Below are 22,629 nucleotides of genomic sequence, written 5' to 3'. Positions count from 1 at the left end.
GAATCAGATGAGTTCCATTTCAAAAAGATTAGCCAAATGATTTTTCAGTTTCTCGGCTACATCTTGCTGATTTATGGGTATTTTCAATTCGTTTTCGAAAGAAGTTACAGCTTTGTCGTCTATTCCACAAGGCACAATGTTGCTAAAATAGGACAAGTCGGTGTTGACATTTAAGGCCAAGCCGTGCATAGTTACCCAGCGGCTAGATTTCACGCCCATAGCACAGAGTTTCCTTGGGTTGTCGTCGTTTATCCAAACGCCTGTTAAGCCATCTATTCTTCCTGCTTTTATACCAAAATCGGCACAAGTCTGTATCACGGCTTCTTCTAAAAAACGCATGTATTTGTGTATGTCAGTAAAAAAATTGTCAAGGTCGAGAATGGGATAAACTACCAACTGCCCTGGCCCATGATAAGTGATATCTCCGCCCCGATTAATTTTGTAAAAACTGGCTTCCTTCTCGTCCAGACCGGCTTCGTCTACCAGAAGATTCTCCATTTTGCCGCTTTTGCCCAAGGTATATACATGTGGATGTTGGCAGAAAATGAGATAATTAGGAGTTGTTTCTTGGGTTTCGTTGGTGCGATTTCGTATTTTTATATCCACTACCTTCTTGAAATATTCTTCTTGAAAATCCCAAGCTTCTTTGTAGTCAATTAATCCTAAATTTATGAATTCTACTTGTTTGTTTTTCATTATAAAATATGAAGTATTATCGGCTCGTAATAAGGCTTTTTTTGCTGTTTTTTTGAAATAAACTGATTATAAAATACCTTTGAGCCAAAGCAAACACAAATATGAGCGAAAAACTCGACAAAGGAAAAGAAGGTGAGGATTACGCCGTAAAATATCTGGCTGACAAAGGCTTTTTAATAAAAGAACGAAATTTTACCTCGCACAATTCCGAGATTGACATTATTTGCTCGAAAGGAGACATGTTGGTATTTGTGGAGGTCAGACTGAAAACGAACGCCGACTACGGATTTCCAGAGGGAACTATGGGAAAAGGTAAACAAAATGCCATAAAGCGAGGAGCAGAGGCGTATTTGCATAAATTTCCTTGGCACGGAGAGGCTCGCTTTGACTTTATTTCTATAATCGAAAAACCGAAGTTCGAAATTCTTCACTTCGAGGATGCGTTTTTTTAAGGTGCTTTTAATATAATTTTAACCTGTTTTTAAAGTGTGGCAACGAAATTGCATATAATCTGAAAGGTTTATTACCCATTATATGCTCTGCCGATGAAAAACAATTTACTCTTAGCAACGCTTTTGCTGTGCTTTCAGACTTCGATTGCCCAATCTACCAAGGTTTTTGGAAAAGGAAATATAAAGGGAGTTACTGTAAATGCCAGCTCCAATGCTTCAAATGGAATAAAAACCCTCATGAGTACGGGCTATATGCCCAATCCCAAAGCCAGTTCACGATTTCTTTCTCAAGCTACCTTAGGTCCAAAATTGTCTGAAATCCAAGGGATTCAGAATCAGGGGATTGAATCTTGGCTGGATAGTCAATTTGCTATGAATCCTAGTTTCAACCTACAGAATTATGTGCAAAACATGCACCAAAGTATGGTGGATTCTTTATATCTAAAAAACCCTACAGGAAATTATACTTTAAGCAATGTATTTATTGATGATTGGGCCTTTGATGTGGCTTGGTTTCAAGCCAACATGGTGTCTTCTGACAGACTTCGCTGGAGAGTAAGTCTGGCTCTAAGTGAGATATTTGTAACTTCTAGAATTTCGGCTTTTGATAATAATCCTTACGCATTGGCGAGCTATTACGATATGCTGAATAAGAATGCTTTTGGAAACTATAGAAGTTTGATTGATAGCGTTACTTATCATCCTGCAATGGCCGTTTACTTAACCTATTTGAATAACCATGCTACGGATACTTTGGGAACAAAACGGGTTTTTCCTGATGAAAATTATGCACGAGAAATTATGCAATTGTTTTCGATCGGTTTATTTGAGATAAATAATAACGGAACAGAAAAGAAAGATATAAACGGAAAGTCAATTCCAACTTATGACAACGATGATATAGGTAACCTTGCAAAAGTTTTTACGGGATTGTCTTGGTCTCATAGCAGATATCTTGGTGATAATAATAATGTTAATGACTGGAGTTATACCAAACGATTGAAGTTTTTTCCTGTAGACTCCAGCGAAAAATATACAAGGTGGTGGGCAAACCCTACCACGTGGAGAATTGTGAATGGTCATGAGCCAGGTTCTAAGACTTTTCTAAATCAAACCATTCCAGCCAGACCATTAGCTGATGGCGAACTTGATATTCGGGATGCTCTAGATATTATTTTTAATCATCCAAATGTTGGTCCTTTTATTGCAAAAAGGCTTATTCAGCATTTGGTAAGTTCAAATCCATCTCCTGAGTTTATAGACAGGGTAGCCGCGATTTTCAATAATAATGGAGCTGGGGCAAGAGGAGACCTGAGGGCCGTTGTGAGAGCAATTTTACTTGACCCCGAGGCCAGAGATTGTTGTGCTGAAAAAGAAAACACAGCCTATGGCCACTTAAGAGAGCCTTTTTTGAGATACATGAATCTTATAAATGGTATGGGATTGACCAATCAAAGCGGGATTTACAGAAACGTAATGGTGGATTTGTATGATAGAATTGAACAAAAGCCACTTTATTCACCTTCCGTATTTAATTTTTATCAGCCAGGGTATGTTCCTGGCGGTCCTTTACAAGCTGCAGGAAAAGTTGGGCCTGAGTTTCAAATGCTCAATTCCTTATCTTTTTCAAATTATATGAATGCTTTGCATAAATGGATAATTTCTAATGATCCGGTAGAATATTGGAGCATTTTTAGCGGCGAATTTTATAAGTCGGATCAAGAACCAAGATTTGATATCACAGCAGACTATATACTCGCTAAAGACAATCGCATTAAAGAATTTTTGGATAAATACAACCTCATTTTAGCACAGGGAAGAATAAAGTCAGAAAACATGTCTATTATACAAAATGTCCTTCTTTCAATGCCAATCACTTTTGATGTAAATGGTGTTCCTGATCCAACTTTAGCAGATAGAAGACTTAGAATGGGGATTTTTCTTATAATGATTGCTCCTGATTACCTAATAAACAAATAATAAATGAACAGAAGAAATTTCATTAAGAATATGGGATGCGGTGCTATGGGGAGTACTACACTTCTTAGTTCATTGACGAGTTTAGGTGCCTTGAATGGACTCACAACATTTAATAAGAATGCTCCGGGAGAGGATTATAAGGCTATAGTTTGCATCCTTTTTTCTGGTGGTATAGATTCTTTTAATATGTTGATGCCTACAGGTACTACTGTTAATGGCGATAATGGTTTTTCTGAATATTTAGCCCTCAGAACAGACCTTGCTGTGGCACAGACGCCTGCAAGTTTTTTAGCACTAAATAATCCACAATGCTCTAGTTTTAGAGGGCAAACGTGTGCTTATACAGCGTTTGGTGTACATCCACAAATGGGTGGCGTTAGAGATTTGTTCAATGCCGGCAAATTGTCTTTTACGTCAAATATTGGTACTTTGATAGAACCTATACTTACACCAAATGAGTACAGGAACTCACTTAAGAAAATTCCATTAGGTATTTATTCTCATTCTGACCAAATAATGCAATGGCAAACATCTGTCCCGCAAAGCCGGGATGCATTAGGAGTTGGAGGAAGAATGGCTGATTTGTTGAATGCCAACAACGCCAACAATGGTATTTCAATGAATATTTCTCTAGCAGGCAAAAATATCTTTCAAAGAGGGCAATCGGTTTCAGAATATTCCATAAGCGATAATGTGGATCCGAATAATGTAGGTTTGCAGTCATTTCCTAGTTGGTGGGGAAACCAAGGCTTGTTGCAAGAAATGCGGACAAATGCTATTGATAGTCTTGTTGGGCAAACGTATTCAAATTTGTTACAAAAAACATATTCTGCCACAGCCAAGGAAAGTATGGCGTCTTTTGAACTTTTCAAAGAGGCACTAAAAAGAGTTCCAACTATTACCACTCCTTTTCCAAATACGTCTTTGGCTAGCGACTTGGCAGCAATTACAAAAGTGATGAGCGTTAGGCAGCAGCTTGGTACAAAACGTCAGATATTCTTTGTAAACTACGGGGGTTGGGATATGCATGATGGCCTGCTTGGAGGGTTAAATAGTAAATTGCCAGTAGTAAGCCAGGCTATGAAAGCCTTTTATGATAGTACTGTGGAGTTAGGGATTTCTGAAAATGTAACAACTTTTACCATTTCAGATTTTGCCCGAACGCTTACGTCAAATGGAAACGGCTCAGATCATGCATGGGGAGGAAATAATATGATAATGGGCGGGGCTGTAAATGGCGGCCGTATTTTTGGAGCATATCCTAAAATGGATTTGAGCAATTTAAATAGTCGAAATATTTCTTATCGTGGAAACTTCATTCCTACTGTTTCTACGGACGAAATGTATGCAGAGTTAGCTCTCTGGTATGGGGTGAGTCCATCTGACTTATGCTATGTTTTACCAAATTTGGGTAATTTTTATTCATATTCAGCAAACAATTATCCTATTGGATTTATGAATTTTAATCAAAGTCCAATATCAACCGTAAATCATCCTTTAGACTGCCTAACATATTGATAATTATGAAAAAAAACATTTATTTTATATTGTTATTTTTTGGTAGTTTTTATGCAAAAAGTCAAAGTTGTATAGGTCCTTCTGGTCAAGTAAAATGGAGTTATTGGTCAGGTTTTACAAGTACACCAGACACAAATTCACTTTATGCAATGGAGTTTTTTCCAGAAACACCCGACGGTTTCCAGATGATCCCCACGCTAAGTACACCTAGCAATTACACAGATTATTATGCTGGAATGGTTCGAGGTTTTATAAAAGTTCCAACCACTGCTACCTATACTTTCAATCTCACAGGCGATGATAGAGCATTGTTTTTTCTGAGCAACGACACAAATCCTCAAAGTAAGACTAAAAGAGCCGAAGTGCCAGGATACACTGGAACTAATGAATATAACAAATACCCGCAACAGACTTCATCTGTGATTACGTTAGTTGGTGGTCAATATTACTATTTTGAAATACTCAACTTTGAGGGAGGATATGGAGATTTTGCTACTTTATTTTGGAAGAAAAACGCGGAAACGGTTTGGACAGTGGTGGATTTTAATTCTATTTATGAATACGCTTGTGGAACAACTTGCCCAACTAGAGGGACTCCTTGTAATGATAATAATGCCCAAACGGTCGGCGACCAACAAGATGGCTTTTGTAACTGCATAGGTACAACTCCTTCCTCTAATGCTTGTATCGGACAAAAGGGATTACTGGAAGCCTATTATTATGAAAATATTCCGGGATCTTATGTAGAAAACGACTTAATAAATGCTCCAAAGTTTCCATTAGTGCCTGATAAAATGGAGAAACTAAAAGGGGCGTATGGGCCATTAAAACAATCAACTTATGATAACTATGGTACTTTAATACAAGGCTATTTGACTGTGCCAGTTACTGGAAACTATGAGTTTAATCTCACAGGAGATAACCAAACGTTCTTTTTTATGAGTAAAAACGATTCTATAGAATATAAGCAAAACCACCAGATGTTTGCATTCTATGGCATTGGAGAGTACGAGCACAATTATTCTGTTTTGCAGAATTCGGGACCAGTATTTCTTGAAAAAGGCAAATACTACTATTTCGAATTTAGACACAAAGAAAACTCTTGGCGTGACCATTTTCATTTGTTTTGGAAAACGCCTTTCCATCCTCAACGAACATGGAAAAAAATCCCTGATTTTTATATTTACGACTACAATTGTGAAGTGTCTTGTATCGCTCAAAATACACTTTGTGATGACGGGAATGTATTTACAAACAATGACAGAATAGATGGAAATTGTAATTGTGTAGGCACGCCATGTTCAGGTCCAGATTGTGACGACTTGGGTGCAAAGTATCAAATGTATGCAGACTGTAGCCCAACGGACAATCTCAATCCGATAGAAGAGGCTTCTTGGACCTCTTGTTCTACTGCACCCAATCCTAACCCAGCTCGAAGTGCAAGTCAACATTGGATAAAGTATGATTTTAATGATATTTATAAATTCAAAGAAGCGAGGGTTTGGAACTATAACGTGTTAAACCAAACCAATAAAGGTTTTAGAGAAGTGGTGATTGATTATTCGATTGATGGAACAAATTGGCTACCGCTTGGAGGTACATATACTTGGCCACAAGCTCCTGGCTTAGTTGACTATTCTGGATTTGTTGGGCCAAACTTTAATGATTCTAAAGCTAAATTCATTTTGATTTCAGCTTTAAACAATCACGGAGACACTACTTGTTCAGGGTTTAGTAAGATTACATTTGATGCTGCACTTTGTAATGCAATAGATACTCCATGCGATGACTTAGACCCATTAACTTCTTACGACAAGTTTGATGGTAATTGCAACTGTAAAGGTGTGGATATAAGCTGCGGTACGGATACGCTAGCTTTAGGCAAAATGAACTTGACAGATTCACTTTTTGCTGCCCAAAAGCGAATAGAATCAATAAGCTTAATTCCAACAAACAAAAATATTTCGTTTACTGCAGGTAATAGTATTGTGCTTTTGCCAGGATTTGAGGTCAAAAATGCAGCGGTCTTTTCTGCAGAGATAGAAAACTGTATTCTGCAACAATTTTCAGCCAATGTAGCTTTAGGTCTGAAACAAATTCAAGAGCAAAACGCAATGAAAGGGTTGATGGTAGATGAAGAAAATACAAATACAAAAAAAGTAATATATAGACTCAACGAACCTGGGGATGTTCTTTTACAATTAAAAACTGCTAAAGGAAACATTGTAGTTACTTTAGTAGATGCTTTTCAAGAAAATCTCGGTACACAGACCAAGCTAGTTCCAACTAACAAACTACAGAAAGGCAAGTATGAAATTATGCTTAAAATCAATAAGAATGTAGTTTCAGAGTTTTTTGAAGTGCCTTAAAAGTAACCTTCTATAACTTCTTGTATTTTCGACATGGGCACGAGCATAGGCTTTTGGTTGATGGTGATGGCAACTTTTGTTTCAGAACCAACTCCCGAAATAACTTTATAGCCACCTTTTACAGAGCCAATGAGGGTTTTTAGTGCAAATGTACCACTGTTTTGGTCACCTGTAAAAATGCCACCCTTTGTTTTGATAGCTTTGGTTGCGTTTACTACAAAATCCGATGCCGAGCCTGGATAGTCGATGTTGAATGAAGATGCCATAGTTTGATTAGAAAATATTTTAAAATAAAATCTGTGTCTAATTTGTGTTAATCCGTGTTCTATACATTCTCAATGAACCACTAATTCGTTTCCTCTCAAAACAGGCAGCACATCGTAAAGGTCTTTCTGCAGACAATAACTGATGTCTTTGTTTATTCCCAAGCCTTGCAACCTACGAATATGTGATGAGTTTGCAAGATAACCCAACATATCATTTTTGGCTTGTTGATAAGTTCGCATGGCCAAAATAGCCGAATCTTCTGACACAAAATATTCGTCTTTCAAAGCTTCTACCACAGCACCCGCAAAGAGCGTGTCTTCAAGGTTAGGGCGGCCTTTCCAGCCAGCACATAGCACCAACACATCATAAGGTTGATTTTTAAGGTGATTTACCACCGCCGCCAAATTCAAAAACGCACCAACAATCACTTTTACGGCATCTGTTTTAGCTTTTGAAATCGATAATGTACCGTTTGTGGTAGTCATCGCTATTTTTCCACCAATTAGTCGCTCATCCATGTAGCTAAATGGTGAGTTATCTAAATCAAATCCTTCAACTTTTTCTGCATTTCTTTCAGCTGCGGCTACATATCCCATGTTTTGGAGGGTTTTACATTCTTCCACTGTGGCTACAGGTATTATGCTTTTTACGCCATAAGCAAAACCAGTTACCATGCACGAAGTGGCTCTAAAAATATCAGTGACAACAACTATAGAATTGTTGATTTTGTGCAAATGCAGAAGGTCAGGAGACAGACAAACGTCTATATTTTTCATTTATGATTTTTAAAAATTAGGCAAAAGTATAAATATGTGAGTTTTTCTGATCAAAATATTTTTAGTTTTTGGAAAATGTAATTTAGAAAAATTGATAACTTTACTTAACAAGAATGTAAAACAAATGAAAGATAACGCCATAAGTTGGTTCGAAATACCAGCAGAAGATTTGGATAGAGCTCAAAAGTTTTATGAGACGATTTTCGAAATTCAGATGATTCCAATGGAATTTCCGGGTTTCCAGATGAGGTTATTTCCCATTTCCAATCCAGCAACTGGCGTTGGTGGAGCACTGGTAAAAACAAGTCCGGGTTTTTATTTTTCCTCAGAAAGCCACGGGCCATTAATTTATCTCAACGCCAATCCTGATGTAGATTCTGTGCTTTCAAAAGTTGAAATGGCTGGAGGCAAGGTTACTATTCCTAAGACCTTAATATCTGAAGACAACGGCTATATGGGTGTTTTTATCGATACCGAAGGAAATAGGATTGGGGTTCATTCGGTTCCTCAATAAATCACGCTCAAAAGCTCTGCCACACATACGGACCGAGGGTTATTTTCGACAAAATAGGTAGCCTCTATTTTCATTTTTAACCCTCCGTTTGGAGCATCAATAGCTTCAAGAAGCTTGGCTACCATTTTTATATTGGAGTTTACTTTTATGGGTTGTAGAAACCGCACTTTGTCTGAGCCATAGTTGATACCCATTTTGGAGTTTTTTACTTCGTAAATGTCTCCCAAAAACTTTGGACTGAGTGACAAGGTTAATAGTCCATGAGCTATGGTACTTCCAAACGGACTTTGAGCTGCTTTTTCAGGATTTACATGTATCCATTGTTCATCAAAGGTTGATTTTGCAAAGTCGTCAATAATTTCTTGCGTAATTTTCAACCACGCACTTTCACCTATTATTTCTCCAACAGTGTTTTTGATTTCTTCAAAACTTTGGAAAATTTTCTTAGTTTTTACGGTTTCAGAAATACTTTCTAATGGTTCATTTACAAGGCTTTTATCACAAACTACAATGGCTTTTCCAACCACTTTTCTCTCTCTAAAATCCACCAAGGTTTGGGCGGAGTCTTCTAAACTATACTTTTTGAAAATGTGAGGCTTTAGTTTTCCTTCTTTAAACCATTGGGCCAGTTCTGTTATGTTCTCAAAGTTTTCTCTAGGTTGAAGTTTTGAGAATTGTCCCCAAAATACGCCAACTACTGAGCACCCTTTTAGCAAAGCCAAATTAAATGGCAGTTTCGGAATTTCTCCTCCAGCAAAACCTACTACCAAGTATCGGCCATTCCAAGCCATGCTTCGCAATGAAGGCTCAGCATATTTGTCTCCTACTGGGTCATAAATTACATCAACACCTTTGCCTTGGGTGTATTCTTTTATTTTTTCTCGGAGGTCTTCGGTTTCATAATTTATTACAAAATCGGCTCCCTTCTCTTTGCAAATGGCCAGCTTTTCGTCAGTCGAAGCAGCAGCTATTACTTTTGCTCCCATCAGTTTTGCAAGTTCTACGGCAGCTAAACCTACTCCACCAGCAGCTCCTAAAACGAGTAGTGTTTCTCCTTTTTGCAAATGTGCTCTGTTCTTAAGTGCATGGTAAGAGGTGCCAAAATTGTACATCAAACTAGCCCCTGATACGTAATCCATGTAGCTAGGCAAAGGAAAAACTCGGTCAGAACTCACACAAACTTGCTCCGCAAAGCCACCCCAGCCGCACAAAGCGAAAACTCTTTGGCCTACGGCCAGAGTTTTTACATTTTCGCCTATTTTCAAAACTACACCCGCCACTTCTCCGCCTGGCGAGAATGGCAATTCAGGTTTGAACTGATATTTGTTTTCAATAATGAGCGTGTCAGGGAAATTGGCACTGCAAGCTGCCACTTTTATCAAAACCTCGTTTTCTTTTGGCTCTGGACTTGGAAGTTCCTGGAAAACGAGATTTTCGGCTGGTCCGAAATGGGTGCAAAGCAAGGCTTTCATAGTCGTTATTTAAGGCTTTTGGAAATATTCGATTCTCAAATCTAAGAAATCTTTGGTTTTATATTAATTTTGATGAAACATTTGAAGCATCATTTAATTGTAAACCTTCGTTTTATTTTAAAAAACCAATTATGCATTTTCGCATTTTAATACTTCTTTCCATTTTGTTTTTGAGTTTTACAGAAAAAGCAAACAAAGTTTCAGCCGTAGCTGCTTATAAAATTGGAGACGAAGTGAAGGATTTTTCACTTAGAAGTATCAACGGAAAGCTATATTCTTTCTCATCATTTCCTTCAGCCAAAGGTTTTATTGTTGTTTTTACGAGCAATTACTGCCCGTTTTCTAAAAGTTATGAAGACAGACTTATAGCCATCGACAAAAAATATACGCTGAAATCGTATCCTGTAATAGCTATAAATCCCAACGACGCAGAAGCTTATGAGGAAGATAAATTGGAAAATATTCAGGCTAGAGCTAAAGAAAAGGGTTTCGTTTTTCCGATTTTAAGAGACGAAAAACAGTCTGTTGCTAAGGTTTTTGGAGCTTTACGGATGCCCCATGCTTTTGTAGTAAAAAAAGAAGGCTTCAAGTATTTTCTTAAATATTCAGGAGCTATAGACGATAACCCGCAGGATCCGAGCGGTATCACTAAAAATTATTTAGAGGACGCCCTACAGAGTCTTTCCGAAAACAAACCCATCATCACCGAACAAACAAAACCTATTGGCTGTGCCATCAGGTGGAAATAATATGTCAGTAAAACTACCGCCCATCATCCCAAAAAATAGATCAAACGAGCTCTTAGCGTTTAATCGACTACTCGATATCATGGACGATCTTCGTGAAAAATGCCCTTGGGATCGAAAACAAACGCTCGAAAGTCTTCGCCATTTGACCATTGAAGAAACCTATGAACTCTCCGATGCCATTCTTGAAAACGACCTTCAGGATATCAAAAAGGAGTTGGGTGATATTATGCTGCACTTGGTTTTTTATGCCAAAATTGGCTCCGAAACTGAGGATTTTGACATAGCTGACGTACTGAACGGCATTTGTGAAAAACTTATCAATCGCCATCCGCATATTTATGGTGATGTGGTGGTAGCTGATGAGGAAGAAGTAAAGAAGAACTGGGAGCAACTCAAGCTCAAAGAAGGAAATAAGTCAGTTTTGGGAGGCGTTCCAAAATCATTGCCAGCCTTGGTAAAAGCCATGAGAATTCAAGAAAAAGCCCGTGGTGTAGGATTCGATTGGGAAGAAAAATCACAGGTTTGGGCCAAAGTAGAGGAAGAAATGGAAGAGTTTAAAGAGCATTTCAATGCCGAAACCCAAGAAACCATTGATAAAGAAAAAGCGGAGGCCGAGTTTGGAGATGTTTTGTTTTCACTTGTAAACTATGCCCGATTTATAGATATTAACCCTGAAACCGCCTTAGAGCGAACCAATAAGAAATTCATCAAAAGATTCCAATATTTAGAATCCAAGGCCTCAGAAATGAACAAAAAGCTATCGGATATGACTTTGGCTGAGATGGACGTTTTTTGGGAAGAAGCGAAGAAGATTTGATGGTTTATAGATTTACAGTTGACAACATCTTAAATGTCGTCAACTGTAATGTTCAAAATGAATTATTTTGCCAATTTGCCTTTGTAAATATACGAAACAGCTAAAATAGCAAAAAACACAACTGGTGCTGCAACTGTTTCGACTTTGATGCCATCAACTGCCACCAAACTTACCAAAGCTGCAATGAAGTCAAATCCAAAACCTGCGTATGCCCACTCTTTGATTTTGTTAGGTATTTGAGGAACCAAAAGAGCAACACCACCCAATATTTTGAAAATATTTAACATTGTACCAAAATATTCGGGATAGCCCAAGTGCTCCATCATTACTTTGCCTTCAGGATTGTTCCACATAACCAATGGCATAAAACCTACCATTACTGCGATAATGGCAGTTGTTGCCCAATAAATAATCTTGTCTTTTTTCATAGTGCTAAGGGGTTAAATTATTGTAAGAAAATATAAAATCTGCTAGTTTTGGTTTCTCAATTTGTGATAATAAATGTAAGAAACAATCATTATCCCGAAAACAACCAAGGGGAAAAATGACATGCCGTTTAGTCCGTCAATTGAGGCATGACCTACAAATGCAGCTATAAATACAATCCCAAATCCCGCATAAGCCCATTCTTTAACTTTTGCCGGAACTTGGGGCAGAATTAGGGCCAAAGCACCTAAAACTTTAAAGATTACGAGCATTACTCCAAAATAAGGTCGATAACCTAAATGTGCAATACCTTCTTTAGCAAGTTCAGTTTGAGAAGTGAGTGCAGGCATAACTCCTTCAAACAAAAAAATGAATCCCGTAGAAATCCAATAAATGATTTTGTCTTTTTTCATATTTATATAGGGTTTATGATTTTTTAAACTCAAAATTTTTCAAATGAGTTCAATCTTTTAATTTCACGAAACACTTCACGTCTGATTCATTAAAATACCATTCTACACAATATCCATCGGGGTCTATTTCGGGATCTCTCCATAAGGTTTGAAAAAGTTGACCGATTTTCGGTATATCTTTCATGAAATCTTCGATAGCAGTACCTCGATATTTCGCTTTTTTGAAATGAAAAATTTCGAGATTAGGAAAAGATTCTCCGTCGAGCAACTCTGCTCCGGCAAGATAAACTATTCCGCCGGACTCATTCATCCACGACATACTCATGAATTTTCGGTCTGTCGAAAAAGGGATATCCGCATGTAATGCTTCAAATGCTTCTTGAACTCCTTCGGGGAACTTGCTGGCTCTTTTACAAGCAAAAAGTATGTTATTTTCAAAAATGTAGTCTTCCATATATCTCAAATTAAATTTTGTCAAAATTAGGGGAGTTATGAGCAAATTGTGGGATGGATTTATGACAGAATATGGGTATTTAGCGACAAATAAGTGTGGTTTTGCTAGAAATACTAAGAATAGGATTTAATATATAGCACATTGAATATTCGTTTTTTGGGTATGAAAACTAATCTTCTATATCCTTTTCGTTTTTAAAATCCTTTTCTGAACCATGATATTCAAGGAAACCATCTCTCCCTCCAAACCATTCTAACAGTTCTGTTTTTTTAAGTTTTGAATTGGTTTCTATCAATATTCTTCGATACGAACTCCATTCATAGGTGGTAAAATCTTTGGTTAATCCATGGAGTTTGGGATTGGCATGAATGTAGTAAACCAACGATTTGAAATATTCGGTTTTTTCTACCAAAGCTCTTTTAAAAGGAGTTTGAAACAGTGTTCCCACTCTATTTTGCTGTTTATTATAAGCCATAGCATACGCTTGGAAGAATTTTTTAAATTGGTGACTTATTATTTCACTTACAGATTTTTCTGAAATCTTGGTTTTAGAAGAGCTTAAAATTCGGTCTGGATTTGCTGTTTGATATTTTAATAAATTCTCTTTTATTGTTTTTTCTGGTAAAACTCTGATCATCAAATGAAAATGGTTGCCCAAAAGACAATAAGAATAGATTTCGACAAAGTCAGTAAGATATTCATCAAGTTTTTTCAGAAAATACAGGTAGTTCCCATGGTTAGCAAAAAGCTTACTTTTATCAACTGTACGGTTGTAAACATGATAAAATGCATTGCTTTCGAATTGTGTAAAATAGTGTTCGGTTTTTGCCATTGAGGATTAAGTTTATTGTTTAGCATACAGTTGACAACTTTTTAAAAGTTGTCAACTGTTGTTATATCTTAATTGAAAACAGACTCTCCAACTTCACCTCATGTTTAATTGGCCCAATGGTGGTCAATTTTATTTTGGCCATATTGGCACCTGCTTGAGCACATTCTTTTGAATTCTTTCCTGAAAGATAAGCCGCCAAAAAACCAGACCAAAACGAGTCGCCTGCACCCGTAGCATCCACAACATTTATGGCTTCAGGTTTCTTGAAAACCAATTCTTTACCGTCAGAAACTACACTTCCTTTACCTCCTAAAGTATAGCAAATAAGTGAGGCTCCCCAACTGTGAAAATCTTTGAATACCTCTTTCATTTCTACCACACGTCCATAAAAGCGTTCGGCGTCGTCTTCACTTAGTTTTATTAAGGCTCCGTTTGATAGAAAATCTTTTATGACGGCGTGGGCTTCTTTTCTATCGGGCCAAACTCTCTCGGCATAGTTCAAATCTGCACTCAACACGCAGCCTGCCTTTTTTGCTCTTTTGGCGGCATCTAAAACCGAAGCTTGTGAAGGCTGCTTACTCAAAGGCCAGCAAGTGGTATGAAAAACCGAGCATTTCTGAAGTAATTCGTCAGGAATATTTTCAGGGTTTATCATCCGATCGGCTGTGCGGTAGGGTATAAAATCAGGCGTCCCTGTGGTTCTCGATACCAAAACTATGCTACTAGGTTCGGTTTTGTCATAGATGACCAAACTTGTATCTACTCCTGCCTCGGTTACTTTTTCTACCAGATATTTTCCCAGATTATCGGTCCCTACTGCACTTATTATGGCCGTTTTAAATCCCAGTCGAGCCATGTTGGAAGCCAAATTGGCCGGGCTACCGCCTTGGAATCTTTCAAATTTTTGGGTATCGTAAAGATTGGTGCTTATTTCGGTTCCGATAAAATCACCTAGTAGCTCACCCACCGCAACTAAGCCGTATTCTCTTTTGTTCATAGGTTTTGTATTTGAAAACAAAAATTGGGAAATTTCTGACCAAAACAAACTTTAAAAGCGGATTTTTGTTAAGCATTTTGAAACAAAACTTCTAATGGCAGAGAATTTATACATTCCAGAAACTACTGAAAGAGCCAAAATTTATGAGGTGGTTATTCCGCAAATAGAGGCACTAATATCTTCAGAAACAGACTTAATCGCCAATTTAGCCAATATTTCGGCGGCCTTAAAACAGGCTTTCGGATTTTACTGGGTGGGTTTTTACATGGATAATCAGGCTGGAGAATTACTTCTTGGACCATTTCAAGGACCTATTGCCTGCACACGTATTCGTTATGACAGAGGCGTATGTGGTCACAGTTTTTCCTCTAAGCAAACCGTAATTGTACCAAACGTAGATGAGTTTCCTGGTCATATTGCCTGTAGTTCGGCCTCAAAATCAGAGATTGTAGTTCCAATGTTCAATCCTAAAGGAGAAATTTGTGGTGTTTTGGACGTAGATTCTGATCTTTTGAATGACTTTTCGGAAGTAGATAAAATTTGGCTAGAGAAACTCTTAAAGGCTTTGGGAACTAAAATTTGAAGTTGTTTTTCGCTATTAACATTTTCCTTAACACTGATTCTAAGCCTTTTATAAAAAGTTTAAAGGCGTTCCTAATTTTTGTGCAAACCAAGGTGGCTTTTCATGCATCTAAGTGATAAATCTCAAAAATAGAATTTTAACATTTAATAATTACGATCATGAAAAAGCTATTAATTTTAGGACTGCTGCTCTCAACTGGATTGTTTCAGTCTTGTACTGTTAACGAAAACCCTCAACCTATTACTAACGAACTTCTAGCTGAAGTTTTTGAAGTAAAAGCCGATTTTACGCCGGCTAACAGCTTCCGAAATTACTATAATCTCAATCCAGTTATTTTTGATTCTGACGTGCTTTTGGTGTATGAATTTGTTGGTTTAGACAAAAATGGAGCCGATATCTGGAAACCGCTTCCGCAAATTTATACCTCTGACAATGGCATTCATCAGTATAATTTTGACTTTACAAAAGTAGACTTTAGTATATTTCTTGATGCCAATTTTGATAGAATGAGACTGAATAATTCTTGGAGATTGGGCAAGACTTTCAGGGTGGTAATTGTTCCGGGAAAATTTGCCAGTATGGTGGATAAAAATAATTTACAGAATGTGATGAACACACTCAAATTGACCGAAAGTTCTGTGGTTGATTTGTCAAAATAAAAAAAATGAATTTTTAAAGAAGTATCTCACTCTATCAAGGTTGAGATACTTCTTTGTTCACTCAAGCCTTCAAAGCAGCCAATTCACCTTTCACAAAATCCATGAGTTCAGCTATATAAGCTTTCGAGAAGTCGAATTTGATGCCTGCGGCTTCGTATATTTCTTTGATAGTTTTGGTATAACCCAATTTTAGAGCAGCCAAATAGCCATCTAGTCCAGCTTTTGGGTCTTTTTTGTAATTTCTCCAAACACTAATGGCACCTAGCTGAGCCATACCGTATTCTATATAATAAAATGGCACCTCATAAATGTGCAGTTGGCGTTGCCACGAATATTCCCTGAAATGCTCAAAACCAGACCAATCGGTAACAGTATCTGAAAACGCTCCGTTTATTTGCATCCAAGCAGACTTTCTTTCGTCCTCGGTGTGTGTCGGGTTTTCGTAAATCCAATGTTGAAATTTGTCCACCGTCGCTATCCAAGGCAATGCAGCCAAAATATCTTCGAGATGCTCTATTTTGGCTCTTTTCAGGTCTTTTTCATTTTCGAAAAACGTATCCCAATGCTCCATCGATATCAGTTCCATACTCATAGAAGCCAGCTCGGCTACTTCCATGGTTGGATTTCGGAATGCGTTGATAGGTAGGTTTCTCACCTCAAAGGAATGAATCGCATGACCGCCTTCGTGTACCATCGTCACTAAATCCCTCACACTATCTGTAGCATTCATGAATATAAAAGGAACTCCAATCTCTTCCAAGGGATAATTATAACCGCCCGGAGCTTTTCCTTTGCGAGATTCTACATCAAAATGCCCCATTTCACGCATGATTTTGATGTATTCCGAAAGTTTAAGGTCAATTTTTTCAAAACAAACTTCGGTTTTGTCCAACAGCTCTTTTCCGTTTTGAAACGGCTTAAGAGCCGATCTGCCTTCGGCATCCACTTTCAAATCCCACGGTTTTAGCTCTCCAAGTCCAAGCTTTTCTTTGCGTTCTGTTGTCATTTCATTAACTATCGGCACTACAGTTTCGGCCACTGCCTCATGAAAAGCAAAGCAATCGGCAGGTGTGTAATCAAACCTACCCATGGCCGCAAACATGTAATCTCTGAAGTTTTTAAAGTCAGCATTGAGAGCTTCTTGATGACGCAAATCTCTCAATTCGTTAAATATCACGTCTAATTTGTCTTTTTCACTGTATCGCCTTTCGGATATTTTCAACCAAGCTTCCGCTCTAGTGCTACGTTTTACAGCCTGCAAAAACGTTCCGGCTTTGGGCATGGTCACTTCTTCTCCATCAATCTCAACGGTCATGCCTCCTGTAATTCCCTGATATTCGGTTTGTTTTAGCTGGATTTTAGTGTCTAATTCAATATTGGCTTCTCTGAAAATCTCAACAGACTTTCTCAAGCCACGCAACATTATATCGTATCCTTCACCCGATAAATTGTATCTTTCGGCCAGAGCCAATGACTTTTTATTCAGTTCATCTGAATAAACTGCAGTATTGGGCGAAATTTCCTCTACAAAAAACTGGTATGCTTTCTGATTTTCCTGATCTGAAGTATCACAGGTCATTTTAATATAACGCCAAGCCATATTTTCAGATAAATATGACTCTAATTCACTTCTGTCTCTCAGCCATTTTACAAATTCTTCCTTAGAATTTATTTCTCTGGTTTTGAGGTTTTCATAAAATGGTTTTACCAAATCCCACGATTCCAATTTAAAATCTTCCCCTAAAAATTGTCTTTTTCTACGCTCTAATATTCTGTTGCTCATCAAAAATCTTATTTTTTACAAATTTATAAACCACTTTATGATAATGTGTCTTTATCTTACATAAATCGCTTGGAATTAATCAATAAAACTTCTTTTTAAAGTTATTTTTTTACCATTCAGCTTTTCAATGATCATTTGGTTTTCTTTGAATAAATAAAACCAAAGAAGAAATTCACACTCACCATCAAAATCAGTAACTTTTTTGCCATTTAAGGTCAATACCTCTTCATTCATTTCGAGCTCACTTGATGATGAATTTTCTCCAAGGGTTTTAGCAATTATTATAAACTTCCCTTCTTTTATTGTTATTTTGGCATCTAGCATGCTTCGTTCGATCTTAGGTTGAGGTTTCAAATCCAACAAAATACTGTTGGTGCTAAAATTAATAGTTAGGGTTCTACACAAATCACTAAAAAACTTTAAGCCGACTTTGTTGTCTGTTTCTGGGTTTATAATTATGGGTACATCCTTAAATAAAGTATTGCCAATTTTTATACTGTCCATCCTAAACTCCTTTGTAAGACTTGGTTTGCCAAAACCCATTAATCCCATTGTCGACGCCATAACTTGGTATCCCTGTCCAATATTTTGTTTTTGCAAAAAAGCATTTTTAACAGCGGAGTAAGTCGAATCTAGCTCCAATACACTTGTAAATCCAGTATCGACCAATAAGTTTTTAAATATTTTTCCCCCAAGTTCAAAATTCACATGAGGTCTATTCCCTTTGTAACTCGTTATTGGCCAGTTTATAGAATTTTGATTTTCTTTGAACGGCGATTTTGAAATGTATACCAACATTTTTTCAAAGTCAAACTGCCAATTTAGCTTTTTTATTACTGTCTGGCCTAGCAGATAAAGGTTAGCACAATATAAATAAGGCATATCTATGTTGTGATCTTTGATTTTAGAAAAATGAAAACCCGCAATCTCGAAATCTTTAATTTCGATATCGCCGATTTTCTTTTTGACCTGATTCGAGTCAGTGATTTTTGTTCCTTTGCCTAGTGTCTTAATTTGAGCTTTTGCAACGTTTTTAGAATTTGCAACACCGCTTTGTGCCCCAGTATCAAAGGCAAAATCTATATCTACTCCATTTATTTTTCCTTTAAAAATAATAAGTTTCTTGTCTAAACTAAAAGGAATTGTATCTATTTTACTTTCCTGAGCACTCGCTTGATTTACCAGAACAAAAAGAAGTGTTGAAATAAAAAACAGGTTTATGGCTTTTTTGAAGACAAATAGCATAAGTATGAACTTAATTGTTTTGATTTTTCTCAAAAATAGGATTTAATTTTTTGTCTTTTCGAAAATGTATTCTTTAATTTTTGCTCGGTTACCTAAAGGACTAATCTTCAATATATTTTTATTTTTTTCAAAATTTGAAACCATTTTTTTAAAATGTTGTTTATTGATGTATATACATATATTGTAATAACATTAAATAATTTATAAAATGGCAACCTGGAAAATCGATCCTATGCACTCAGAAGTGCAATTCAAAGTAAAACACTTAATGATCAGCACCGTAACTGGTGACTTCAAGGCTTACGACGCTACCGTAGAAACGGCTGATGATGATTCATTTGAAAATGCTCAAATCAGCTTTACAGCACAAATCGACTCTATTTCAACAGGAAATGAGCAACGCGACGGACACTTAAAATCAGGTGAGTTTTTTGATGCTGAAGCATTCCCGACATTGACTTTTGTTTCAACCTCTTATGCAAATGAAGTTTTGAAGGGTAATTTGACCATTAAAGACGTAACGAAATCGGTTGAATTAGACGCAGAATTCGGCGGTTTAATGACCGATTTCTACGGACAAACCAAAGCTGGATTCGAAATTTCTGGTAAAATAAACCGCAAAGATTTCGGTTTGACTTGGTCAGCAGTAACGGAAGCTGGTGGTGTAGTAGTAAGTGACGACGTGAAATTGATTTTGAACGTACAATTGACAAAGCAAGCGTAAGCTTATTTTAGATTTACGATTTTAGTGAAATATTGAAAAGGCACCTTCTGAGGTTCAGGGAGTGTCTTTTTTTTAACCGTAATAACTTTTTAAAACTTAAAATTAACGAAATTTAGAATTTTAATATTCCTAAATTGTCTCATTTAATAAACTTTGGTAATTATATTAGCGTTGTGATTATTCGTGGTATTCTGTTTTATTTAAAACTCATTCATTATGGAAAATACTGTCTTAATAGAGATAACTAATCAGAAAGCAAGAGGGTTATTACATGAACTTGAAGAATTACATTTGATAAAAGTTCTAAAGGAAAATATTACTCCCTCAAAAATTAAACTTTCTGAAAAATATAAGGGTGTTTTTTCTAAGGAGGATGCTGTAAGTTTTGAGATGCATACAAAAAAAATGCGTGGTGAATGGGAAAATACCTGATTGATAACAATGTGATTTCCAACTACTTTTCTGGTTTGTATTCGCAGAAAGCGACAGAGTTTTTGGAAGAAGTAATGGATGAAATCCCAAATATTTCTATAATTACTCAAATCGAAGCACTCTCTTGGGTTAACAGTGACAAAAGCAAAGAGGCAATTATTAAGGAATTTATAACTGATTCTAATGTTATTGGTTTAGATTCTTTTGTAGTAAATCGTTGTGTAAAAATAAGAAGAAGTCGAAAAATAAAAACCCCAGATGCTATAATTGCTGCATCTGCCATCGAAAATAATCTCACCCTCATAACAAGTGATGCCGACTTTGCAAATATTCCAGCCTTAAAAGTATTAGATCCCAAAAAGATGTAAAAAAAGGCGACCCTCTCGAGTCTCCTTTTCCTATCAATCCAACATCAAATAAGCTTTTATAAAATCATCTAAATCTCCGTCCATTACCGACTGAATATCGGATGTTTCGTGGCCTGAGCGTGCGTCTTTCACGAGCTTGTATGGGTGAAAAACGTAGTTTCGAATTTGCGAACCCCACTCAATGTTTTTCTTCGAAGCTTCTATATCACTACGAGCAGCGTTCCGTTTTTCGACTTCAATCTGGTACAATCGTGACTTTAGCATGTTCATGGCGTGTTCTTTGTTGGCCAACTGGCTCCGCTCAATTTGGCAAACAATCACAATTCCCGAAGGTTTGTGCGTCAGTTGCACCTTGGTTTCTACCTTGTTTACGTTTTGTCCACCCGCACCACCTGAGCGTGAAGTATGAAACTCTATATCGCCCGGATTTACATCTATCTCTATAGTGTCGTCCACCAAAGGATACGCATAAACCGACGCAAACGATGTATGACGACGAGCGTTGGAGTCGAAAGGAGAAATACGCACCAAACGGTGAACACCATTCTCAGATTTCAAAAATCCGTAAGCCATAGGGCCGTCAATCTGCATCGAAGCCGATTTTATACCTGCACCATCACCGTCTTGCCAGTCGATTTGGGTTACTTTGTATTTGTGTTTTTGAGCCCACATGAGGTACATACGGTAGAGCATACTTGCCCAGTCTTGGCTTTCTGTACCGCCTGCACCCGAGTTGATTTCTACCACCGCCGAAAACTGGTCTTCCTCGTTCGAAAGCATTTTCTTCAGTTCAAGCTCCTCTATGATGGCCAGCGTTTTTTTGCCTTCTTCCTTGATTTCTTCCTCTGTCACTTCGTCCATTTGGTAGAATTCGTGGAGGGTTTCAAGGTCGCCGATAGAAGTTTCGGCTTCTTCGTAGTACTCTGTCCAGTTTTTAAGGGTCTGGATTTCCTTTACAATTTTTTGTGCATGATCGGAGTCGTTCCAGAACTCCGGTTGGGCTTGTTGATTTTCTAAATCCCCGAGCTTCTCTTTCCGGTTATCGTAGTCAAAGATACCTCCTCAAAGCCGACACCCTGGCTCTCAAATCTTTCAACGCGTCTGTTGTCATGATTTCCTTAAATGGTTAAAAATTAATTAAAAAGTCTGCAAAGGTAGGTAGAATTGAGAGAAAATGGAAGTTTGGATTTGAAGAAATCTGGAAATTGGGGATTTCTTCCTAAATTTATTTTTTCAAATCAAATATGGAAAACAAGAAAAGAAAGAAAACCAAAAAAGAACAGAAAGAATGAAGCTCATCGAATACAGAGGCAAAGTTAATTTGGATATCGATTTGGATATTTTGAGGGATAGGAATGGGGTAAAGTTTTAAAAATCAGAAAATGAAACTTTCAAATAAAAATAGCTAAACAGTTCTAATTATTTAATCCAAATGGACAAAAAAACCAACCAATTTTCAATAATTTCAACTTTTTTATTTATTATTCTTTACTTTGGTTATAAACATTTTAAAGAGGAAAATATTAATAGTGAGATATTAGGACAATGGGAAAGTGAAGAATCCAAAGGAGACAATTTTATTTTCAATTTTTTAAAAAATGACTCAATGATAATGAAAAAAGAAAATTCTCTTATTAAATTAAAATATGAGGTTTCAGAAAATAACCTAAGGCTCATTGAAGAAGGAATAAGTGCAAATGAATACAAATTTACTCTCAATGATAAGAAATTGATTTTAATCCAAAATAAAGACTCTCTTGTTTTTTACAAAAAATAAAGAAAAATTACACTAAAAATTAATCCATCGCAGTAACATGTTGAAAATAAAAAAGATAATCAATATTGAGCCATTCCAAATTACTGGAAAGTTTAATGATGGGCAAATCAAAAAGTTAGATGTTTTTCCTATAATTCAAAATCATATTCATCTAAAAGGTGTTGAGAATCTATTAAATGTATCCGTTTTTAATAAAGCACAATTAGGCGTTTTTGGTGAAATATATTGGCCAAAAATCGTTAAATCAAAAGCTAATGACATGATGGATTATGATATTTCTCCGGAATATTTTTATTACAACGGAGTAGTAGTTGGTAATTAAACAT

Annotated in this window: 26 protein-coding genes; 14 read left to right on the top strand and 12 right to left on the bottom strand. The window is 36.8% G+C overall.

Annotated features, from left to right (window positions below):
* Positions 1 to 3: 3 nt before the first annotated feature.
* Complete coding sequence (gene lipB, locus EGI26_RS08780) at positions 4 to 696, bottom strand: lipoyl(octanoyl) transferase LipB (protein ID WP_255077761.1); 693 nt, start codon at positions 694 to 696, stop codon at positions 4 to 6.
* 101 nt (positions 697 to 797) lie between these two features.
* Here lipB and EGI26_RS08775 point away from each other — a divergent pair, with 101 nt between their 5' ends.
* From EGI26_RS08775 to EGI26_RS08760, 4 genes are all read left to right on the top strand, one after another.
* Positions 798 to 1,148: a YraN family protein gene (locus tag EGI26_RS08775; protein WP_255077760.1), complete on the top strand. Its 351-nt coding sequence runs from the start codon at positions 798 to 800 to the stop codon at positions 1,146 to 1,148.
* Between the two features lie 93 nt (positions 1,149 to 1,241).
* A complete protein-coding gene (locus EGI26_RS08770; RefSeq protein ID WP_255077759.1) occupies positions 1,242 to 3,128 on the top strand; it encodes a DUF1800 family protein in 1,887 nt (628 codons plus the stop codon).
* Between the two features lie 3 nt (positions 3,129 to 3,131).
* Complete coding sequence (locus EGI26_RS08765) at positions 3,132 to 4,646, top strand: DUF1501 domain-containing protein (RefSeq protein WP_255077758.1); 1,515 nt, start codon at positions 3,132 to 3,134, stop codon at positions 4,644 to 4,646.
* 5 nt (positions 4,647 to 4,651) lie between these two features.
* Positions 4,652 to 7,015 (top strand): PA14 domain-containing protein, encoded by a 2,364-nt coding sequence (locus EGI26_RS08760; RefSeq protein WP_255077757.1) that lies wholly within the window; start codon positions 4,652 to 4,654, stop codon positions 7,013 to 7,015.
* On the opposite strand, the gene EGI26_RS08755 is transcribed toward EGI26_RS08760, so the two are convergent.
* Positions 7,012 to 7,281 carry a hypothetical protein gene (locus EGI26_RS08755; protein ID WP_255077756.1) on the bottom strand — a complete coding sequence of 90 codons (270 nt, stop codon included), beginning with the start codon at positions 7,279 to 7,281 and terminating at the stop codon, positions 7,012 to 7,014. The two genes, EGI26_RS08760 and EGI26_RS08755, sit on opposite strands and share 4 nt — an antisense overlap.
* Positions 7,282 to 7,350: 69 nt before the next feature.
* Positions 7,351 to 8,058, bottom strand: a complete 708-nt coding sequence (locus EGI26_RS08750) for a 2-phosphosulfolactate phosphatase (RefSeq protein WP_255077755.1) — start codon at positions 8,056 to 8,058, stop codon at positions 7,351 to 7,353.
* Between the two features lie 124 nt (positions 8,059 to 8,182).
* On the opposite strand from EGI26_RS08750, the gene EGI26_RS08745 reads away from it, so the two are divergent.
* Positions 8,183 to 8,572 (top strand): VOC family protein, encoded by a 390-nt coding sequence (locus EGI26_RS08745; RefSeq protein WP_255077754.1) that lies wholly within the window; start codon positions 8,183 to 8,185, stop codon positions 8,570 to 8,572.
* On the opposite strand, the gene EGI26_RS08740 is transcribed toward EGI26_RS08745, so the two are convergent.
* Positions 8,566 to 10,044 (bottom strand): zinc-binding dehydrogenase, encoded by a 1,479-nt coding sequence (locus tag EGI26_RS08740; protein WP_255077753.1) that lies wholly within the window; start codon positions 10,042 to 10,044, stop codon positions 8,566 to 8,568. The two genes, EGI26_RS08745 and EGI26_RS08740, sit on opposite strands and share 7 nt — an antisense overlap.
* 131 nt (positions 10,045 to 10,175) lie before the next feature.
* On the opposite strand from EGI26_RS08740, the gene EGI26_RS08735 reads away from it, so the two are divergent.
* Positions 10,176 to 10,793, top strand: a complete 618-nt coding sequence (locus EGI26_RS08735; protein ID WP_255077752.1) for a thioredoxin family protein — start codon at positions 10,176 to 10,178, stop codon at positions 10,791 to 10,793.
* A 1-nt stretch (position 10,794) separates the two neighbouring features.
* Positions 10,795 to 11,610 (top strand): nucleoside triphosphate pyrophosphohydrolase, encoded by an 816-nt coding sequence (gene mazG / locus EGI26_RS08730; RefSeq protein WP_255077751.1) that lies wholly within the window; start codon positions 10,795 to 10,797, stop codon positions 11,608 to 11,610.
* Positions 11,611 to 11,672: 62 nt separating this feature from the next.
* Here the strand turns inward: mazG and EGI26_RS08725 are convergent, their stop codons facing one another.
* The 5 genes from EGI26_RS08725 to EGI26_RS08705 form a co-directional block, all read right to left on the bottom strand.
* Complete coding sequence (locus EGI26_RS08725) at positions 11,673 to 12,038, bottom strand: DoxX family protein (protein ID WP_255077750.1); 366 nt, start codon at positions 12,036 to 12,038, stop codon at positions 11,673 to 11,675.
* A gap of 42 nt (positions 12,039 to 12,080) precedes the next feature.
* Positions 12,081 to 12,449, bottom strand: coding sequence for a DoxX family protein (locus EGI26_RS08720; protein WP_255077749.1), 369 nt, complete (start codon positions 12,447 to 12,449; stop codon positions 12,081 to 12,083).
* Positions 12,450 to 12,498: 49 nt separating this feature from the next.
* The gene (locus EGI26_RS08715) at positions 12,499 to 12,903 is read right to left on the bottom strand and encodes a transcriptional regulator (RefSeq protein ID WP_255077748.1); all 405 of its coding nucleotides are present in this window, start codon (positions 12,901 to 12,903) and stop codon (positions 12,499 to 12,501) included.
* A 169-nt stretch (positions 12,904 to 13,072) separates the two neighbouring features.
* Positions 13,073 to 13,735, bottom strand: coding sequence for a hypothetical protein (locus EGI26_RS08710; RefSeq protein ID WP_255077747.1), 663 nt, complete (start codon positions 13,733 to 13,735; stop codon positions 13,073 to 13,075).
* A 61-nt stretch (positions 13,736 to 13,796) separates the two neighbouring features.
* Entirely contained in the window at positions 13,797 to 14,732 is a 936-nt protein-coding gene (locus EGI26_RS08705) for a carbohydrate kinase family protein (RefSeq protein WP_255077746.1), read from the bottom strand.
* Between the two features lie 94 nt (positions 14,733 to 14,826).
* On the opposite strand from EGI26_RS08705, the gene EGI26_RS08700 reads away from it, so the two are divergent.
* Both EGI26_RS08700 and EGI26_RS08695 read left to right on the top strand, forming a co-directional pair.
* Positions 14,827 to 15,315 (top strand): GAF domain-containing protein, encoded by a 489-nt coding sequence (locus EGI26_RS08700; RefSeq protein ID WP_255077745.1) that lies wholly within the window; start codon positions 14,827 to 14,829, stop codon positions 15,313 to 15,315.
* Positions 15,316 to 15,473: 158 nt separating this feature from the next.
* Positions 15,474 to 15,974: a hypothetical protein gene (locus tag EGI26_RS08695; RefSeq protein WP_255077744.1), complete on the top strand. Its 501-nt coding sequence runs from the start codon at positions 15,474 to 15,476 to the stop codon at positions 15,972 to 15,974.
* A 61-nt stretch (positions 15,975 to 16,035) separates the two neighbouring features.
* Here EGI26_RS08695 and EGI26_RS08690 read toward each other — a convergent pair whose 3' ends face one another.
* Together EGI26_RS08690 and EGI26_RS08685 are read right to left on the bottom strand one after the other, a co-directional pair.
* Positions 16,036 to 17,757 (bottom strand): M3 family oligoendopeptidase, encoded by a 1,722-nt coding sequence (locus EGI26_RS08690; protein ID WP_255077743.1) that lies wholly within the window; start codon positions 17,755 to 17,757, stop codon positions 16,036 to 16,038.
* Positions 17,758 to 17,832: 75 nt separating this feature from the next.
* Positions 17,833 to 19,035, bottom strand: a complete 1,203-nt coding sequence (locus EGI26_RS08685) for a pepsin/retropepsin-like aspartic protease family protein (RefSeq protein WP_255077742.1) — start codon at positions 19,033 to 19,035, stop codon at positions 17,833 to 17,835.
* 175 nt (positions 19,036 to 19,210) lie between these two features.
* On the opposite strand from EGI26_RS08685, the gene EGI26_RS08680 reads away from it, so the two are divergent.
* From EGI26_RS08680 to EGI26_RS08670, 3 genes are all read left to right on the top strand, one after another.
* Positions 19,211 to 19,726 carry a YceI family protein gene (locus EGI26_RS08680; protein WP_255077741.1) on the top strand — a complete coding sequence of 172 codons (516 nt, stop codon included), beginning with the start codon at positions 19,211 to 19,213 and terminating at the stop codon, positions 19,724 to 19,726.
* Between the two features lie 216 nt (positions 19,727 to 19,942).
* A complete protein-coding gene (locus tag EGI26_RS08675; protein WP_255077740.1) occupies positions 19,943 to 20,158 on the top strand; it encodes a hypothetical protein in 216 nt (71 codons plus the stop codon).
* Positions 20,143 to 20,526 carry a type II toxin-antitoxin system VapC family toxin gene (locus EGI26_RS08670; protein WP_255077739.1) on the top strand — a complete coding sequence of 128 codons (384 nt, stop codon included), beginning with the start codon at positions 20,143 to 20,145 and terminating at the stop codon, positions 20,524 to 20,526. Before EGI26_RS08675 ends, EGI26_RS08670 begins: the two co-directional genes overlap by 16 nt.
* 33 nt (positions 20,527 to 20,559) lie before the next feature.
* Here the strand turns inward: EGI26_RS08670 and prfB are convergent.
* A protein-coding gene (gene prfB / locus EGI26_RS08665) for a peptide chain release factor 2 (RefSeq protein WP_255077738.1) occupies positions 20,560 to 21,637 on the bottom strand; the annotation gives its coding sequence in 2 pieces (ribosomal slippage) (positions 20,560 to 21,585 and positions 21,587 to 21,637; 1,077 coding nt in all).
* Between the two features lie 321 nt (positions 21,638 to 21,958).
* On the opposite strand from prfB, the gene EGI26_RS08660 reads away from it, so the two are divergent.
* Positions 21,959 to 22,303 (top strand): hypothetical protein, encoded by a 345-nt coding sequence (locus EGI26_RS08660; RefSeq protein WP_255077737.1) that lies wholly within the window; start codon positions 21,959 to 21,961, stop codon positions 22,301 to 22,303.
* A gap of 37 nt (positions 22,304 to 22,340) precedes the next feature.
* Positions 22,341 to 22,625: a DUF2442 domain-containing protein gene (locus EGI26_RS08655; protein ID WP_255077736.1), complete on the top strand. Its 285-nt coding sequence runs from the start codon at positions 22,341 to 22,343 to the stop codon at positions 22,623 to 22,625.
* Positions 22,626 to 22,629: the final 4 nt, after the last annotated feature.

Source organism: Lacihabitans sp. CCS-44, assembly GCF_024343735.1.
GTDB lineage: Bacteria > Bacteroidota > Bacteroidia > Cytophagales > Spirosomataceae > Leadbetterella.
The sequence above is the reverse complement of the archived record's forward strand: the minus strand, read 5'-3'. Positions and strand labels throughout refer to the sequence as shown.

What these genes read in the sequence shown, in the direction of transcription:
- EGI26_RS08750 (WP_255077755.1), bottom strand. Translation starts at nt 8,058, where the DNA reads ATGAAAAATATAGACGTTTGTCTGTCTCCTGACCTTCTGCATTTGCAC.
- EGI26_RS08735 (WP_255077752.1), top strand. Translation starts at nt 10,176, where the DNA reads ATGCATTTTCGCATTTTAATACTTCTTTCCATTTTGTTTTTGAGTTTT.
- EGI26_RS08765 (WP_255077758.1), top strand. Translation starts at nt 3,132, where the DNA reads ATGAACAGAAGAAATTTCATTAAGAATATGGGATGCGGTGCTATGGGG.
- EGI26_RS08675 (WP_255077740.1), top strand. Translation starts at nt 19,943, where the DNA reads ATGGAAAATACTGTCTTAATAGAGATAACTAATCAGAAAGCAAGAGGG.
- EGI26_RS08775 (WP_255077760.1), top strand. Translation starts at nt 798, where the DNA reads ATGAGCGAAAAACTCGACAAAGGAAAAGAAGGTGAGGATTACGCCGTA.
- lipB (WP_255077761.1), bottom strand. Translation starts at nt 696, where the DNA reads ATGAAAAACAAACAAGTAGAATTCATAAATTTAGGATTAATTGACTAC.
- EGI26_RS08710 (WP_255077747.1), bottom strand. Translation starts at nt 13,735, where the DNA reads ATGGCAAAAACCGAACACTATTTTACACAATTCGAAAGCAATGCATTT.
- EGI26_RS08700 (WP_255077745.1), top strand. Translation starts at nt 14,827, where the DNA reads ATGGCAGAGAATTTATACATTCCAGAAACTACTGAAAGAGCCAAAATT.
- mazG (WP_255077751.1), top strand. Translation starts at nt 10,795, where the DNA reads ATGTCAGTAAAACTACCGCCCATCATCCCAAAAAATAGATCAAACGAG.
- EGI26_RS08720 (WP_255077749.1), bottom strand. Translation starts at nt 12,449, where the DNA reads ATGAAAAAAGACAAAATCATTTATTGGATTTCTACGGGATTCATTTTT.
- EGI26_RS08660 (WP_255077737.1), top strand. Translation starts at nt 21,959, where the DNA reads ATGGACAAAAAAACCAACCAATTTTCAATAATTTCAACTTTTTTATTT.
- EGI26_RS08680 (WP_255077741.1), top strand. Translation starts at nt 19,211, where the DNA reads ATGGCAACCTGGAAAATCGATCCTATGCACTCAGAAGTGCAATTCAAA.
- EGI26_RS08770 (WP_255077759.1), top strand. Translation starts at nt 1,242, where the DNA reads ATGAAAAACAATTTACTCTTAGCAACGCTTTTGCTGTGCTTTCAGACT.
- EGI26_RS08760 (WP_255077757.1), top strand. Translation starts at nt 4,652, where the DNA reads ATGAAAAAAAACATTTATTTTATATTGTTATTTTTTGGTAGTTTTTAT.
- EGI26_RS08690 (WP_255077743.1), bottom strand. Translation starts at nt 17,757, where the DNA reads ATGAGCAACAGAATATTAGAGCGTAGAAAAAGACAATTTTTAGGGGAA.
- EGI26_RS08725 (WP_255077750.1), bottom strand. Translation starts at nt 12,038, where the DNA reads ATGAAAAAAGACAAGATTATTTATTGGGCAACAACTGCCATTATCGCA.
- EGI26_RS08755 (WP_255077756.1), bottom strand. Translation starts at nt 7,281, where the DNA reads ATGGCATCTTCATTCAACATCGACTATCCAGGCTCGGCATCGGATTTT.
- EGI26_RS08705 (WP_255077746.1), bottom strand. Translation starts at nt 14,732, where the DNA reads ATGAACAAAAGAGAATACGGCTTAGTTGCGGTGGGTGAGCTACTAGGT.
- EGI26_RS08715 (WP_255077748.1), bottom strand. Translation starts at nt 12,903, where the DNA reads ATGGAAGACTACATTTTTGAAAATAACATACTTTTTGCTTGTAAAAGA.
- EGI26_RS08740 (WP_255077753.1), bottom strand. Translation starts at nt 10,044, where the DNA reads ATGAAAGCCTTGCTTTGCACCCATTTCGGACCAGCCGAAAATCTCGTT.
- EGI26_RS08695 (WP_255077744.1), top strand. Translation starts at nt 15,474, where the DNA reads ATGAAAAAGCTATTAATTTTAGGACTGCTGCTCTCAACTGGATTGTTT.
- EGI26_RS08745 (WP_255077754.1), top strand. Translation starts at nt 8,183, where the DNA reads ATGAAAGATAACGCCATAAGTTGGTTCGAAATACCAGCAGAAGATTTG.
- EGI26_RS08670 (WP_255077739.1), top strand. Translation starts at nt 20,143, where the DNA reads ATGGGAAAATACCTGATTGATAACAATGTGATTTCCAACTACTTTTCT.
- EGI26_RS08655 (WP_255077736.1), top strand. Translation starts at nt 22,341, where the DNA reads ATGTTGAAAATAAAAAAGATAATCAATATTGAGCCATTCCAAATTACT.